Raw genomic sequence first — 13,891 nt, 5'->3', positions numbered from 1 at the left:
GCAACCGCGGCCTGATCAACACACCCCGAGAGTCAACCGAACCCGGGGCAGTCCCCCGCGACGAACGCCGCGTTGTGCTGCGGTGGGATGGTCCAGCATGCCTTCAGGTGAGGCTTAAGCGCCCCCTTTCAGGACCCGCCCGATCGTGGAGTGATCCATCGGCGGTATCCCCTCGGTGAGGACGACCTGTTTCTCCAGCAGCCGCAGCGTCCACCGAGCTTGTCAAGTTTCTGTGTAAGCGGTCAAGATCAAGTGGGTTATGGGCCCGCGGGGAGCCGGCCGGGGTAGGCCAGGTCGAGGGCATTGATGGCGGCTCGCCAGCCGAGGGTTTGGGCGCCTTCGATGAGGCGTCCTGGGGCTACCCGGGGTGTTGCGGGCTTTACCTTTCTCTTTGGCTCGGGCGGCGGCTCGTTTGTCCTCGATGTCGAGGATTGCCAGCCAGAGCAGCTTGATCACCGAGTCGTCGTTGGGAAACTGGCCACGGTTCTTGATGATGAGGCGCGTTCCGCCCCCGTACCGCGGTGCGCGCGGGCGACCCGTGCCGAACTTGCTGTCGGGTCAAGACCGCCCGACTCGCCTGGCCGAACGTGAAAGGGCCAAGAAACGCCGGGCCACGTGGTGGAGCTGAGGGGATTCGAAACCCTGAACCCGGGTCCGATGCCTCACGAGCTGAACTATGCGTACAACGCATGAAACAACACGTTGTGTGAGTATCAGTCCACCTCGGCTTGCGTACCTTCCCCGGCGACACGCAGCTGCAAATTCTCGGTGCGACGTACCTGGAGCCAGAGCGGGAGTTCACGATTCCCGAGTTGACGGAGCACTCCCGGCGCCCCCGACCAAACGTGGCCCGAGAAGTCGTGATCGTGACCGCCCGCATGCTCTCCGTGGCTATCGGCAACGCAGACCTTACCGTCGATATCGCGCATGCCGCGGCGGTCATCCAAGCCGTCCGCGCCGCTCTCTGAACGACCTGTCAGGCCCGAGCAGTTACGCCACCAACGGGGACGTCACCGAAGCGGCCGGCTCAGCCTCAGATAATGGCAGCGGTCGGGTCAGCTTCCGTTTGCTCCTGGTGCCGCGGCGGAACGTCGCCAGAACAGCGCCAACTGCACTGTTGCGCCCGCCAGGCCGAGACCGGCGGTCAGCAGCGCTCGGAGCAGTGGCGCGCCGCGACGGTCGAGGCCAAGGCGCCGGTCGAGACTTGCCGGACCGGCGCCGAGCGCCGACAGCGCGACAGACGCAGCGCTAAGGAAGGCCACGTATTCCCAGCCTTCCTGATTGACGAAGTAACCGTTCGGCGCATGGACTGACCGGTAGGCGACCGTCATCGTCCCTACGACAGCCGCCGCAGAAAGTGGGGTCGCCGCACCGACCACCAAGGCGGCGCCCGCGCCGATCTCAGTAACGGCGCTGGCCCGTGCCTGCAGCTCCGGTCGGTCGAATCCGATAGAGCCGAACCAGCCGGCAGTGCCCTCGAGAGAACGGGCGTGCTTCATCCCGTGCGCGATCATCGTGCTGCCGATCGCCGCCCGCAGGATGAAGCCAGCGACATCAGAACCGTCAACGCCGCGGGGGCCTGTCATCGGACATCGCTCCCTGACGCGGCGGACCGCACACTGCGCTGGTCGTCAGTCATCTCGACGAACCCCTCGATTCTTGGCTCACGCACGATTACCTCCACCACGGTTGGGAAAGTGACGAACTCGCTTCGTCGATCAGCACGGATCGAGACAGATCCTGATCGGGAGAGTCGAGCCGGTTGCAGGTCCGGCGGCGAAAATGCGCCCGGCCTGCCGCAGCACCGCCTCGTCGATCATCGCGCCTTCGAGGACGAAGACGCCCGGATGTTTGGCAGCCGCTATCGGCAGCCGGCACGCCCGGTCGATCAGCTTCTGACTCGGTCGGTAAGTGGCCCGGACGACACCGACCTGGGCCGGGTGAATGCAGGCCTTGCAACCAAGCCGCTGGCGACGGCATCCTCGGCCTCGGCTCGCACGCCGGCGTGGTCCGGGATGTCGAGGTACACCGAGTCGATGGCTTGCTTGCCATGGGCCGCGGGCAAGCAGCACTTGGGCGCGGGTCCAGCGGGCGACGTCGCGGTAGCGGCCGTCGACCCCGCGGCTGGTGGCGTCCGCCAGACCGGCGATGATGTCCTCGGCGCACCACACGAGGGCCAACGATGCTCTCGATGGACGCAATCGTTACGGCTCTCCTGAACTTTAGGCACAACCCAGGTGCAGCGCCTGCGGGTTCATCGACACGGTGCTGAACCGAGTCCGCCTCCTCCGGCGGCCGCGGCTCGCCGGTTCGCAAGACGACCAGCCGCGCGACGGGCCGACCGGCCAGGTCGAGAATCAGCGCCACGCCGTCACCACCCATCGAGCTTAACCGGGCCCGGGGACTTCAACCCGGGGGGTCGGGCGATACCGGCCCCTCGACTACAGACACTGGCCTACCGGGGAACCGTCTGGGACCGCTCGGGCTGACTCGTGAGCCCGCCCGGGCCAACGCACGCCGGATCACGGCAGCTAACCGGGCTCGGTCAAGCCGGTCCCTGGCCTGCCAACGCCAGGCCGGCCACCGAGCTTCGCCCGCGCACGACGAACGACGCCTCGGCCGACCCGATGTAGACGTCACGCAAGTCTGAGCCGCCGAACGCGACGGTCGACGGCCGCACGACCAGCTCGTCGGCGGCACCGACGATCGTGCAGACCTCGCCGTCGGGCAGGATGGCGACAATGGCGTTGCGGCCGGCCAGCGTCACCCATAGGTTTCCGTCGACGTCGAATGCACAGCCGTCCGGCAGGGCCCATCGCGGCTGGAGCTCCGGGTTCCAGGTGGTGAAGTCCCGGATCGGGTTGTCGCCCCACGCGAAGCGGACGGCGTCCGCGCCCCACTCGGTCCGGTCGCCGAGCGGCGGACCGTAAGGCTCTTGGGCACCCAAGGTGCCGTCACCCAGGATGGGAAAGCGCACTACATCGCCGACGCTCGTCCGGACCACGTAAAGGAACTCCTCGGCCGCGTCGACCGCCAGGCCGTTCGGCAGCTGCAGACCGTCCGCGACGATGTCGGCGGTGCCGTCCGGCCGGATGCGACACACGAAGCCGTCGTCGTACGCGTGGACGATGCAGTCGATAACGTCGCTCGCGGTCGAGGACGTGCAGTAGATGGTGCCGTCGGACATCACGACCGGGTAGTTCGGGCGACTGAGGCGCCGGCCTTGCACCGTGTCGCAGAGCAAAGTTACCTCGCCGGTGCTCACCTCGCAGCGCAGCAGTTCGTGACTGCCGAACTCGGCGACGACCAGCGCTGAGCCGTCCACCGTCAGATTGAGACCGTTTGGTTCGAGCGCGGGGCGGCCGAGCCCCCGAAATGTCCCGTCCGCAAGGATCTCGGCGACAGTCGAATTGCCGTCCGCGGCATACACCCGCCCGTCACGACATGCTGCCACGCCCTCTGGGCGCCGCACGCCACGCGCGATCACTGAGACCTCGGTCAACGTCGGTCGGCTCATGCCGCTCCTCCTGTGGTCGCTCGCGACCCCCCCGGCCCTGGGGCGGGACGGTGGCGTCAGCCGAGGTTGTCGCGGATCTGCTTCGCGAAGTCAGAAGCGACCTGGACCGGGTCCTTCACCTCTTTGGCGCGGGCGTACAGGACCTCATGGGTGGCTTCGGATATTGCCTCCCATCGGGAGAAGAACCCGAGGTGGTAATGCGGGATCGGGATGTCCTCGCCGAAGTTCAGGACGTATACGCGCTCGTTTCCCATGGCGCGGATCGCCTGCGACAGCTGCGGGATGATCTTACCGAGTTCAGCGCCCTCCGCCTCGTTGAGTGCCCAGGGTCCGTCACAGTCGTGTCTCCGTGTCACCAGCATTACGCACCACGGATAGACCTCGGTCACGTAGCTGCGGAACTGCTCGGTGTCGAGAACGATCTTGCGGTCGTCAGCGAAAGCCTGCTCGCAGATCATGCAGCCGGATACCGGCTCAAGGTTGTGTTCGGCCGCCACGTCGGCAACCGTGCTCATATGTGCTCCTGTCGCTGCGGTCATCAGGCGCCAATGCCGGCGTTCACGGCGGGCCGGTTGCTCGAGGAGACACCCGGGTAGCTGCTGATGAGCATCGTGGTGTCGACGAAGATGTGCTGATTTTCGCCCAGGATCATGTCCCGAGCGATCCGCCCGAGCGGGTGCGGAACCCGCAGCCCCTGCGCGCCTGACCAGTAGTAGGCGAATTCGACGACCTCCACCGCACACTGCACGGCGTAGCAGCACGACTGCAGCACTTGGTGGGTCTCGAGTTCGGTGTTCTCCGCGCGGTCGGACAACCCCTCGGTCGCGGCCAGGATGGCCTCCTTGGCGTAGGCCCGAGCGGCGCGTAATTTGGCGTCAGCAGTAACGTAGCCGTGCTGGAAGAGTTGCTGCTCACGGATCGGCGGCGCGTTGCGACGCTGTTTGCCATTGTCGGCGATGAGCGTGATCTCCTCGAGCGCCCGCTTCGCGGTTCCGAGCGCCACGCCGAGGTGCCCGCTCGTCGCCTGGGCGAAGCGATCGAGGTAGAGCGCTCGCTGGCCCACGCGCGTCTGCGGGTCCCGAAAACCCTCCTCGCGCGAAGCTTCGTTGTTGTTGAAGGTGAATTCCTGCGGCACGAACAGATCGTGCACCGCGTAGTCGTAGCTACCTGTGGCCATCAGACCCTGGACATTCCAGTTGCCGAGGCATTCTGTGCTGTCCCGGGGCACGACGTAAGCGAGGATCTCTCTGCCGGAGTCGGTCTCGACGACCGCACCGCCCGTGACCCAGTTTGCGTAGCCGGAACCGCTGGCGAAGCTGAAGGTGCCGTTGATGATGTATCCGCCGTCGACCGGCCGGGCCTTGCCCGTTGGCGCGACCATGCCGGCAAGAATGCCCGGCTCCGGCTGGCCGAAGATCTCCTTCGCCGCGGACTCGCCTAGCCGCGGGGCGATCATGGCGCTGCCCATGACATTGGCCATGAATGCCCACCCGGTCGAGGGGTCGGGGCGGCTGAGCTCCTCGATCACCTCGACCGCCGTCCACATCTCGGCGCCCCAGCCGTTCATCTCGACCGGCAGCATCAGGTGGTACAGCCCGGACGCCTTGATCGCATCCACGACCGGCGCCGTCAGTGTGGTCTCTTGCGCGGCCGCCACCGACTCGCTATCGATCAGCGGCGCCAGCGATCGGGCCAGTTGGACAGCATCAATAGCCATAGCATCCGTCACTATCGTCCTCCGCAACTCCGACAACCGCGGGATACACGCCAAATGGCCGTCCCTCACGGTACTGCGCACTCGTGCCGATCAAAAGAGCTTCGGTTCTCAAAATAAATATTAACTGGCCGCACGTCCAGAATCAAGGGTCGGCTCTCCGGGTCGGACCTGTTCCGCCAAAATCTCCTCCGATCCGTTACGCTGACTACTCAGCCAGTTATATCGAGGCGGCGTGTACGAGACCCCGGTCGCGGGAGAGGACCCATGAACGATCTGTCCGGGCAGGTAGCCTTCATCACTGGGGTGGCCCGCGGTCAAGGGCGTTCCCACGCGATATTGCTCGCCGAGCACGGGGCAGATATCGTCGGCGTCGACATTTGCGCCCCGGTCGACACGGTCGGGTATGCGTTGGCGTCCGAGCAGGACCTCGCCGAGACCGTCGCGCTGGTGGAGGCGACGGGCCATAAGATGCGGGCGTCGGTGGTCGACGTGCGCGACCACGAGGCTCTGAGCCGGGCCGCCCAGAACGGTTACGCGGAGTTCGGCCGGCTCGACATAGTGCTTGCCAATGCCGGCATCCTGAACTATCAGATGCGGCCGTACACGAGGTCGCGGCAAGCCTGGCACGACTCGATCGACATCCTGCTCACAGGCATGTGGAACACACTGCAGAGCACGGTGCCCCTCATGATCGATGCGGGAAACGGCGGCGCCATCGTGCTGACGAGTTCGGCGGCCGGCATCCGCATCGTCAACACCAGCTTCGACGGCGGCTATGACGGCTACACGGCAGCAAAGTTCGCCGTAGTCGGTCTGATGCGCTCGTACGCCGGCACCCTGGCCAAGCACAACATCCGCGTCAACTCGATCCACCCCACGGGCGTGAACACGCCGATGGTGGTCAACGAATATTTCGGCGCCTGGGCTGCCGAGCAGCCGGAGATCTCTCGTTCCTATGCCAACGCGCTGCCGATCCCGATGGTGGAGCCCCTCGACGTCAGCCGAAGTGTGCTTCACCTGGTGTCCGAGTCCGGCCGCTACATCACCGGGCACACGATGGTCGTCGACGCTGGCCAGACAACTGTCGCGCTGGCCGGCGGAGGCAGTGCAAACATGGCGCTCGACCCGGGCGTATGACCGGTCGAGAAAATACCGCCCGCTCGAGCATCAGGAGGAATCCATGACCCGCCAGCAGGACGCCCCGGTCGTACCCGTGGCCCACCCGGATCGCTTCTTCATCGACGGCGCGTGGGTCGCGCCCTCGAGCGACTCGGCGTTCGACGTCGTCGACCCCGCCACGGAGCAGGTGTACTTCCGCGCGGCGGCCGCGTCGGCGGCCGACATGTCTCGTGCCGTCGAGGCGGCCCGGCGCGCCTTCGACGAGGGCCCGTGGCCCCGCCTGAGCCACGCCGAACGGGCGAGCTACCTCCGGGCCTTCGCCGAAGGCCTCCAGGCACGGGCGACCGACGCCGCGCAGATCCTCCCCCGCGAGTCGGGCATCCTCTTCTCGATCGCCTCGATGATGGCGCAAGGAAGCGGCTTCTCGTTCAACCTCTACGCCGACCTGGCCGACACGTTCCCGTTCCAGGAGCGAGTCACCCCAATGATGGGCGGTGACCACGGGCTGATCGTGCGCGAACCGGTCGGCGTCGTCGGCGCCATCGTGCCGTGGAACGCGCCGCTCGGACAGATCCCGGCGAAGGTCGCTCCGGCCCTGCTCGCCGGGTGCACCGTCGTGGTCAAGCAGTCGCCCGAGGCGCCTGGCGAGGGCTACCTCATCGCCGAGGTCGCCGAGCAGATCGGGCTCCCTCCGGGCGTGTTCAACCTCGTCACGGCCGACCGGGAAGTATCGGAGCTGTTGGTACGCGACCCGCGCGTCGACAAAATCTCCTTCACCGGTTCCACGGCAGCCGGGCGGCGCATCGCCTCGCTGTGCGGGGAGCGCATCGCGCGCGTCAGCCTCGAACTCGGCGGCAAGTCCGCGGCCGTGATCCTCGACGACTTCGACCTGGCTCGCGCGGCGGCCGTCATCGCCGGCGCAGAGACCCTGATGACCGGTCAGTTCTGCACCTCGCTCACCCGCATCGTGGTCTCGCGGCAGCGTCACGACGAGTTCGTCGAGGCCCTTGCCGCGGCGTTCGGCTCAGTGCAGGTGGGCGACCCGTTCGACCCGCAATCCAACATGGGCCCACTGGCCATGCGGCGCCAGCGTGATCGTGTCGAGGGTTACATCGCGCAGGGTGTCGCCGACGGCGCCCAGCTCGTAGCGGGCGGCGGCCGCCCGGCCGGCCTCGACCGCGGGTGGTTCATCGAACCAACGGTATTCGCCCACGTGAACAACGCGTCGACGATCGCCCAGGAGGAGATCTTCGGACCGGTGCTCAGCGTTATTCCCGCTGCCGACGAGAACGACGCGGTCGCGATAGCCAATGACACGATTTTCGGACTCAACGCGTCGGTGTTCACTAACGACGTGGACCGCGCACTGGCCGTGTCGCGACGCCTTCGCAGCGGCACCGTCGGCCACAACGCCTGCCGCGGCGACAACGGCATCCTGTTCGGTGGGTTCAAGCAGTCTGGCATCGGCAGGGAGGGTCGGATCGAGGGCCTGCAGATGTACCTGGAATCGAAGCTGGTCGTCCTCGACGGGCCAGTTCCCGACGCCTCCTGACTCGACGCAGCCGACCCCGATAGCGGTCGGACGACGGGCAGGATGGGCACCGGTGCTAACCCCGCCCAGAGGTCCGGGTGGATTCGTCGCACACGAAGCCACCCCAGCGTTGCCTACTCGTCGTGCGCGCGCGAGAGCATCTCCTCGCGCGAGTACTTGCCGACCAGTTCCGGATGAGCGGCGGCTACGTGGTCGGTCACAGCGTCGACGTAGTCCTGCTCGGTCTCACCACGTAGCTCTTGGCCGCAAGGGCAGGTCATGGCTTTCACAAGCGGACTCCTCTCTCAGGGTCGAGCGATCATCCGGCGGTATCGCGCCGCTCGGCGTAGATTCACGGCGTCGCGGGCTCATTCGCCGGCTCGGCAGGACGCCCCGGCAACTTGGGCTCGATGAGCACGACGGGGATGTTCTTGGTGGTGTTCGCCTGGTAGCTCTCATAGTCCGGCCACACCGCGCACACCCGCGGCCACCACTCCGCCTTCTCTTCCGGGCTGGCGGTGCGCGCGACGGCGTCGTAGATCGTGTCCTGATCGCGAAGTGTCACATTGGGGTCGTTCACAATGTTCAGGTACCACTGCGAATGCTTCGGGGTGCCCCCGATCGGGTCAGGCCCCGACCCCACGACCGCATAAACCCCGTCGTGCACGCATCGGACGAGCACGACCTTTCGCGGTTCGCCGCTCTTGCGACCCACAGTCGTGAGGATGACGAGGGGCAAGCCCTCGAGCCACCCATCGCCGGCGTGTGCGCCGTTCGTGGCCTCGTAGCGGGCGATGGTCTGTAGCTCCTGCTTGCGGTGGTCTTCGTTGCTCATCTCGTGCCTCTCATTGTCATTTGCGGTTCGACACTGCTCAGAACTGGGCGCGCAGCTCGGCCGCGACGTCGGCCGCGACCTGGACCGGATCGACGGCTTCCTGCTCCACGCGGTCGTGCATGGCGACGTGCTCGGCCTCGGACAGCGGGAGGTAGCGCGACAGAAACCCGATGTGGAAGTGTGCCAGTGGGAGCTCCTCGTTGAAGGCAACGATGTACGTCGCCGGGCTGCCGGTGCGGCGGATGGCTCCCGAAAGGCGCGGGACCAGCCGGCCCAATTCGACCGCCTCGGCGTCGTTCAGCGCCCAGGGGCCGTCGCAGTCGTGGCGCTGAGTCGCCACAATGACGCCCCAGGGATAAACGCGCGACGCGTAGCCCACCAGATGCTCGGTGGCGAAGATAATTTTGCTGTCCGGGCCCTGCGACTCCTCGCAGATCAAGCACCCGTCGACTGGCGTCCGGACGGCTGCAACGCCGCTCGCCGTTTGATTGCTCACGTGCTCCTCCTCTCGAACCATCGAAAACTTTCGAGCTCCTTCACGAGATCACCAGCCGACATCGGTCACCACGGTGCCCGGGGCAGTTCGAGAGAGAACTGCGTGCGCGGCAGGTGCTCACGTGCGACGAGCGCGTCCAGCTCGGACTGCGCCGGTTTGGCCACGTGCTGCTTCAGTTGCTCGCCACTGTCGAGGAACACGACCTGCGAGATCGCGTCGGTTGCCACCAAGTCGTGACCCGCGGTCGCCGTGCGCACCTCGTCGCCGCGTCCGAGCTGCATCATCAACGTGATCAGCTCGGCCCGGACATCGTCGCCGACCTTCGCCGCATCGACCTGGCACCCGTGCATCAGCAGGGTCGGGTGCGGTGCGACGGCCGGGGCGTCCGCCGGCATCTCGATGTTGAATTGCATCATCTTGTCGGGGTACAGGCCCAGCGGCGAGATGTACTCGGCCATCGCGCGGTACGCGGGCTGGCTGCGATAGTGCGTGAGCGACTGGAAGTCATCGAGGACGATCAGCACAATCAGCGCATTGGCGTCATGGACGTCCGCGCCCGTCGACGACGACCGCACAACGTCGATCTCCTCCAACGCCTCAATGCTCCGGCGCATCTCGCGTCGCGTGTCCTCGTCCACCGTCGACACGTCCCACCACTCCCCATGGAGCAGCACACCCCGCCTTGAACTCATGTACTACTCCTCATCGATATGGGTTTCGCGCACCTCGGCGCCGGCCACATGACCTGAAATGGCCAGCGCAGCCTTACTATGCGGCCAGTAAGCTATCAACGACGGATTCCGGTCGCGAACCGAATCGGTCATGACCGGTCCCGGGGGCGTCCGACATCAGCTCACCCGCCCGTTCCAGTTCTTCGCATCGCGAATCACCTCACCGAACGGCTTGCGGCTGTCGAACGATGGCTCACGAGGCAGACCCAGCACACGTTCGCCGATGGCGTTGCGTTGGATTTCATTGGTGCCTCCAGCGATCGCCTTCCGCCTACTGTTCAAGTATTCCTCCGCGATCACGGCTCCGCCGGGGTCGTCCGTCGACCACATCAGGGCATGAAGCCCAGCGATCCGGATCGCAATCTTGGCGCGCTCGGGTGCGGCCACCCCTGCGGCCAACGCGGCGTAGGCGGCGACCCCGGCATCCGCGGACCCATTCACCGCCATGTGTTCCTGGACGCGCTCCTCGACGGTCGCCACCGCGAAGTCGGAGATCATGGCCGCGGCGACCTGCTGGCGCACGACCGGGTCATCGGAGTTGCCACTCTTCCTGGCGAGGCGGATCAAGTCGGAGACCTCGCCGGCCAGGTTGGCCGAGCTGGTCGCGCCTTCCTCCGCGAAGCCACGTTCGAGTACCAGTACCGTCTGCGCGACCGTCCAGCCGTCGTCAACCGCGCCGATCCGCTCGGAGTCCTCGATGGTCACGTCGTCGAAGAACTCCTGGCAGAATTCGGTGTCCCCGTTGATCTGATTGATGGGTAGCACCGACACGCCGGGCGCCGTCAGCGGAATGGCGAACCAGGTGAGCCCGCGATGCTTGGGCACCGTCCAATTGGTTCGGGTGAGCGCCATGCCGTAGTCGCAGAAATACGCGCCGCTGGACCACACCTTGCCACCGTTGATCACCCAGCGGCCGTCGCGCCACTCGGCCCGGGTGCGAACGCCGGCGAGATCGGAACCGGCCTCGGTCTCGGAGAAGAACTGCGCCCAGACCTCGTCCCCTGCCAGGATTCTCGGCACGTGCCCGACCAACAGGTCTGGCCCGCCGTGCGCCAACATCGTGCGCAGGCAAAGCTCGGTCGTGCCGCTGACGACACCGAAGTCCGGGAGTCGATAGGCAGCCGCTTCCTGGTCGAAGGCCCGTTGATGGGCCTGGCTGAGCCCCTGGCCCCCGTACTCCGTGGGCGTGGCGATGCCCGCGTAGCCGGCGTCGAACAGGCGGCGCTGCAATGCGCGCTCAGCTGTAACGTCTTCCGGCGTGAGGTGGCGGAACCGGCGCGCGCCTCGTCCGCCGGGGACGTCGAGTTGCAGGTTGGCCGCGAGCCAGCTGCGCGCGTCGCGTCGAAACCGCTCAAGCTCCGCGGTCGCCGTGCCCGCCGCGGAGGCCGTCTCAGATGTCCTCACCGTCACCGTCCTCACCGTCATACGCCGACGAGCTGGCAAAGCCGCTCGCGGTGCCAAGAGGCATCGCCGTAGCGCAGGGCATCAGTCGTGACCCGCCGTAGATAAAGATGCTGGTCGTGCTCCCAGGTGAAGCCGACGCCGCCGAACACTTGGAAGCAGTTGTGTACCACCTCTATGCCGGCGTCACTGACGTACGCCTTGGCCATGGACACGGCCTCGGCCGCCCGGCTTTCTCGGCGTCCCAGCGCCCGCCCCGCGGCGAACACCATTGCGTCACTCGTCTCCACCAGGAGACTGGTGTCGGCGAGCAGATGCTTCACCGCTTGAAACGACCCGATCGGGCGACCGAAGGCAGTCCGTGTCTTGGCGTAGTCCAGCGCGAGCGCGAAGTCCGCAGTCATCGCGCCCACCATCTCGCCCATGGTCAGGACCGCCGCCAGCTGCAATTGCTGGTCGATCAGTTCGGCGGCCTCGCCCCAGGTGCCGAGCAGAGCCGCCTCCGGGACGGTCACGTCATCGAACAAGACGTCGGCGAAGCGACGGGTGATGTCGAGTCCGTCGAGTTCGACGATGCGGACGCCGGGGGCATCGGCCGGCACAAGGAACTGGCTCGCCCCACCCCCACCGGTCAAGGCCGACACCAAGATCCAGTCGCATGTCACGACGTCGGCCACTGCAGCCTTCTTGCCACGCAGGATGTACCCGGGACCGCCTCTAATGTGCTGCGAGGAGACACCTGCGGTCGGACCTGTTCCGGAGCCGGTACCGCCAGCGACCCACGCCGCCGTCACCGCGCCAGATATCAGCTGGGACAGCAACACCTCGACCTGGTCCGTCGATCCGGCCGCCGCCAGGGCCGCCGCGACCACGTTGGTGCCGACGAAGTTGTCCGGACACAGGTCGGCCCCGCGGGCGCGTGCCACGAGTATGCAGTCCACGAGCGGGTCGTCGGACAGCGACCCACCCCCGAATTCCTCCGGTACGAGCAGGGTGAACCACCCCAGCTCGGCTGCGGTACGGGACCGGCCGTCGTCTCCGGTTCCGAGCGCCGCGTCGCGGACGCGGGCGATCGGCCACTCGCGCTTGATGAATCGCATCGAAGTATCGAGAAGCGTCCGTTGCGCATCGCTGAGTAGCAGGTCCATGTCGTCATGCCTTTCCTCGCCGTCCCTCGACCCCTGTCGACGGCCGGGCTACCAGGCGGAGCGGCGAGGCGCTCAGGCCCCCGGGTGCAGCAGTTCGTAGGCGTTGTCGCGTAAGAACCGCCGCTGCACGAACTCACCGAGCGGCTTGGTCCGGTCGGCGAGTTCGGCCGGCTCGGCCACACCTTCCGGATGCGGGAAGTCCGACCCCATCAGCACGCGGTCTGCGCCGATCGCGTCCACCAGAGCCTGTACGTCCTCCTCCGGATACGGGGAGACGTAGATGTGCCGCTTGAAGATGTCGCTGGGGCGTCCGTCCACCCGGCCACCGACCCATCGGCCGTTGCGGCCCATACCCTTCATCTTGTCCATGACGGCCAGAAGGTAGGGCACCCACATGGACCCGTTCTCCACGCTGATCATGCGAAGGCCCGGGAAACGCCCGAACAAGTTGTGCATCACGAGCGAGGCGAACGTGTCCATGATCGGCCGGTCGCCGTAGAAGTTGGACCACTGCAGCGCGGACTTGCCATTCGGCGGGGGGTCGGGCAGCTCGCTGAAGTCGACCGAATACTGCTCGTTGTAGCCCGATTCGCCTATGTGGTAGCCGATGACGAGGCCGGCCTCCTCCACGCGGGCCCAGAACGGGTCGAAGATCGGGTGCGCCGGCGAGCGGCCGTAGGCATGCCCCGGCTTCATGCACGCGATCCGTGCACCGCGCTCGAGCACCCATTCCAGCTCCTGCACGGCGAGTTCCGGATCGCGCAGCGAAAGCAGCGGCGCGCCGTACAGCCCGTCCAAGGCGTAAGACCAGTCCTCGTAGAGCCATTGGTTGAAGCCGTGCAGGTTGGCGTACAGCGCCTGCGGATCGCTGCGCAGATGGTGCTCCCAGAGCACGCCCAAGGTCGGGAAAAGGAAAGTGGCTTCCAGACCTTGCTTCCTGATCACCTTGAGCCGCTCGGGTCGTGACGTCCACTCTGGGACGAGATCGGCCTGAACGCCGGCCTCGGCGAAAGTGAGGCCCTTCTTGACCGCCTGCATCATCTCCTTGAGCGATCCCGGGCGCAGCACCTTGTGGAAGAATCCGGGCTCGACGATCTCGAGCTGCTTTCCATTCCAGGTAATCGTCTCGAAGCCACGCTCGTTGATCTCAATGGTGATCGCCGACTCGCGCAACTTCGGATCCATGAACCGCGTGAAGCAGTCCGCAGGTTCGTAGTAATGCGTGTCCGCGTCGATCATAAGGTAATCGAGATCCCTTTGTGCCTGTGCCACCGTCACGTACCTGCCTCCCAACTGCTCAACGCCCGTCCGGGCGACCAGACTATCATCTTAAGTGGTCACTCGACCAGTTAATATTTGGATGAAGCAACTCGATTCGAGCGTCTCGGCCGACCAC

Annotated in this window: 15 protein-coding genes and 2 pseudogenes; 4 read left to right on the top strand and 13 right to left on the bottom strand. The window is 66.2% G+C overall.

Features of this window, described 5'->3' with window-relative positions; genetic code table 11:
- Positions 1-114: 114 nt before the first annotated feature.
- Positions 115-219 (bottom strand): annotated as a pseudogene (locus tag ACFFC4_RS13375) (helix-turn-helix domain-containing protein); the annotation flags it as partial.
- A gap of 38 nt (positions 220-257) precedes the next feature.
- A pseudogene (locus ACFFC4_RS13370) lies at positions 258-501 on the bottom strand (IS256 family transposase); the annotation flags it as partial.
- A gap of 227 nt (positions 502-728) precedes the next feature.
- On the opposite strand from ACFFC4_RS13370, the gene ACFFC4_RS13365 reads away from it, so the two are divergent.
- On the top strand, positions 729-968 hold the full coding sequence (locus ACFFC4_RS13365) for a hypothetical protein (RefSeq protein ID WP_375501624.1): 240 nt from the start codon (positions 729-731) through the stop codon (positions 966-968).
- A gap of 87 nt (positions 969-1,055) precedes the next feature.
- Here ACFFC4_RS13365 and ACFFC4_RS13360 read toward each other — a convergent pair whose 3' ends face one another.
- Positions 1,056-1,586 (bottom strand): DoxX family protein, encoded by a 531-nt coding sequence (locus ACFFC4_RS13360; RefSeq protein WP_375501622.1) that lies wholly within the window; start codon positions 1,584-1,586, stop codon positions 1,056-1,058.
- Between ACFFC4_RS13360 and ACFFC4_RS13355 the strand changes: the two genes are divergently transcribed.
- The gene (locus ACFFC4_RS13355; protein WP_375501634.1) at positions 1,491-2,219 is read left to right on the top strand and encodes a hypothetical protein; all 729 of its coding nucleotides are present in this window, start codon (positions 1,491-1,493) and stop codon (positions 2,217-2,219) included. The genes ACFFC4_RS13360 and ACFFC4_RS13355 overlap by 96 nt on opposite strands.
- A gap of 326 nt (positions 2,220-2,545) precedes the next feature.
- Here ACFFC4_RS13355 and ACFFC4_RS13350 read toward each other — a convergent pair whose 3' ends face one another.
- From ACFFC4_RS13350 to ACFFC4_RS13340, 3 genes are read right to left on the bottom strand one after another with little or no spacing between them, the layout of a single operon-like run.
- Complete coding sequence (locus ACFFC4_RS13350) at positions 2,546-3,517, bottom strand: SMP-30/gluconolactonase/LRE family protein (RefSeq protein ID WP_375501620.1); 972 nt, start codon at positions 3,515-3,517, stop codon at positions 2,546-2,548.
- A 56-nt stretch (positions 3,518-3,573) separates the two neighbouring features.
- Positions 3,574-4,032: a hypothetical protein gene (locus ACFFC4_RS13345; RefSeq protein ID WP_375501618.1), complete on the bottom strand. Its 459-nt coding sequence runs from the start codon at positions 4,030-4,032 to the stop codon at positions 3,574-3,576.
- 23 nt (positions 4,033-4,055) lie between these two features.
- The gene (locus ACFFC4_RS13340; protein WP_375501616.1) at positions 4,056-5,234 is read right to left on the bottom strand and encodes an acyl-CoA dehydrogenase family protein; all 1,179 of its coding nucleotides are present in this window, start codon (positions 5,232-5,234) and stop codon (positions 4,056-4,058) included.
- 264 nt (positions 5,235-5,498) lie between these two features.
- Here ACFFC4_RS13340 and ACFFC4_RS13335 point away from each other — a divergent pair, with 264 nt between their 5' ends.
- Both ACFFC4_RS13335 and ACFFC4_RS13330 read left to right on the top strand, forming a co-directional pair.
- Positions 5,499-6,371 carry a mycofactocin-coupled SDR family oxidoreductase gene (locus ACFFC4_RS13335; protein WP_375501614.1) on the top strand — a complete coding sequence of 291 codons (873 nt, stop codon included), beginning with the start codon at positions 5,499-5,501 and terminating at the stop codon, positions 6,369-6,371.
- Between the two features lie 43 nt (positions 6,372-6,414).
- Positions 6,415-7,905 (top strand): aldehyde dehydrogenase, encoded by a 1,491-nt coding sequence (locus tag ACFFC4_RS13330; RefSeq protein WP_375501612.1) that lies wholly within the window; start codon positions 6,415-6,417, stop codon positions 7,903-7,905.
- A gap of 113 nt (positions 7,906-8,018) precedes the next feature.
- Here ACFFC4_RS13330 and ACFFC4_RS13325 read toward each other — a convergent pair whose 3' ends face one another.
- The 7 genes from ACFFC4_RS13325 to ACFFC4_RS13295 form a co-directional block, all read right to left on the bottom strand.
- Complete coding sequence (locus ACFFC4_RS13325) at positions 8,019-8,165, bottom strand: DUF1059 domain-containing protein (RefSeq protein WP_375501610.1); 147 nt, start codon at positions 8,163-8,165, stop codon at positions 8,019-8,021.
- Positions 8,166-8,236: 71 nt separating this feature from the next.
- Positions 8,237-8,719, bottom strand: coding sequence for a nitroreductase family deazaflavin-dependent oxidoreductase (locus tag ACFFC4_RS13320; RefSeq protein ID WP_375501608.1), 483 nt, complete (start codon positions 8,717-8,719; stop codon positions 8,237-8,239).
- Between the two features lie 37 nt (positions 8,720-8,756).
- The gene (locus tag ACFFC4_RS13315) at positions 8,757-9,158 is read right to left on the bottom strand and encodes a hypothetical protein (protein ID WP_375501606.1); all 402 of its coding nucleotides are present in this window, start codon (positions 9,156-9,158) and stop codon (positions 8,757-8,759) included.
- A 122-nt stretch (positions 9,159-9,280) separates the two neighbouring features.
- Positions 9,281-9,907 carry a hypothetical protein gene (locus tag ACFFC4_RS13310; protein WP_375501604.1) on the bottom strand — a complete coding sequence of 209 codons (627 nt, stop codon included), beginning with the start codon at positions 9,905-9,907 and terminating at the stop codon, positions 9,281-9,283.
- Between the two features lie 156 nt (positions 9,908-10,063).
- The gene (locus tag ACFFC4_RS13305; RefSeq protein ID WP_375501602.1) at positions 10,064-11,350 is read right to left on the bottom strand and encodes an acyl-CoA dehydrogenase family protein; all 1,287 of its coding nucleotides are present in this window, start codon (positions 11,348-11,350) and stop codon (positions 10,064-10,066) included.
- Between the two features lie 17 nt (positions 11,351-11,367).
- On the bottom strand, positions 11,368-12,495 hold the full coding sequence (locus ACFFC4_RS13300) for an acyl-CoA dehydrogenase family protein (RefSeq protein WP_375501600.1): 1,128 nt from the start codon (positions 12,493-12,495) through the stop codon (positions 11,368-11,370).
- A 72-nt stretch (positions 12,496-12,567) separates the two neighbouring features.
- A complete protein-coding gene (locus ACFFC4_RS13295) occupies positions 12,568-13,773 on the bottom strand; it encodes an amidohydrolase family protein (protein WP_375501598.1) in 1,206 nt (401 codons plus the stop codon).
- Positions 13,774-13,891: the final 118 nt, after the last annotated feature.

This window comes from uncultured Jatrophihabitans sp. (genome assembly GCF_964244045.1).
Taxonomy (GTDB): Bacteria; Actinomycetota; Actinomycetes; order Mycobacteriales; family Jatrophihabitantaceae; genus Jatrophihabitans.
This window is presented reverse-complemented; position numbering and strand designations above follow the sequence as displayed.

What these genes read in the sequence shown, in the direction of transcription:
- ACFFC4_RS13360 (WP_375501622.1), bottom strand. Translation starts at nt 1,586, where the DNA reads ATGACAGGCCCCCGCGGCGTTGACGGTTCTGATGTCGCTGGCTTCATC.
- ACFFC4_RS13350 (WP_375501620.1), bottom strand. Translation starts at nt 3,517, where the DNA reads ATGAGCCGACCGACGTTGACCGAGGTCTCAGTGATCGCGCGTGGCGTG.
- ACFFC4_RS13345 (WP_375501618.1), bottom strand. Translation starts at nt 4,032, where the DNA reads ATGAGCACGGTTGCCGACGTGGCGGCCGAACACAACCTTGAGCCGGTA.
- ACFFC4_RS13340 (WP_375501616.1), bottom strand. Translation starts at nt 5,234, where the DNA reads ATGGCTATTGATGCTGTCCAACTGGCCCGATCGCTGGCGCCGCTGATC.
- ACFFC4_RS13335 (WP_375501614.1), top strand. Translation starts at nt 5,499, where the DNA reads ATGAACGATCTGTCCGGGCAGGTAGCCTTCATCACTGGGGTGGCCCGC.
- ACFFC4_RS13330 (WP_375501612.1), top strand. Translation starts at nt 6,415, where the DNA reads ATGACCCGCCAGCAGGACGCCCCGGTCGTACCCGTGGCCCACCCGGAT.
- ACFFC4_RS13325 (WP_375501610.1), bottom strand. Translation starts at nt 8,165, where the DNA reads ATGACCTGCCCTTGCGGCCAAGAGCTACGTGGTGAGACCGAGCAGGAC.
- ACFFC4_RS13320 (WP_375501608.1), bottom strand. Translation starts at nt 8,719, where the DNA reads ATGAGCAACGAAGACCACCGCAAGCAGGAGCTACAGACCATCGCCCGC.
- ACFFC4_RS13310 (WP_375501604.1), bottom strand. Translation starts at nt 9,907, where the DNA reads ATGAGTTCAAGGCGGGGTGTGCTGCTCCATGGGGAGTGGTGGGACGTG.
- ACFFC4_RS13300 (WP_375501600.1), bottom strand. Translation starts at nt 12,495, where the DNA reads ATGGACCTGCTACTCAGCGATGCGCAACGGACGCTTCTCGATACTTCG.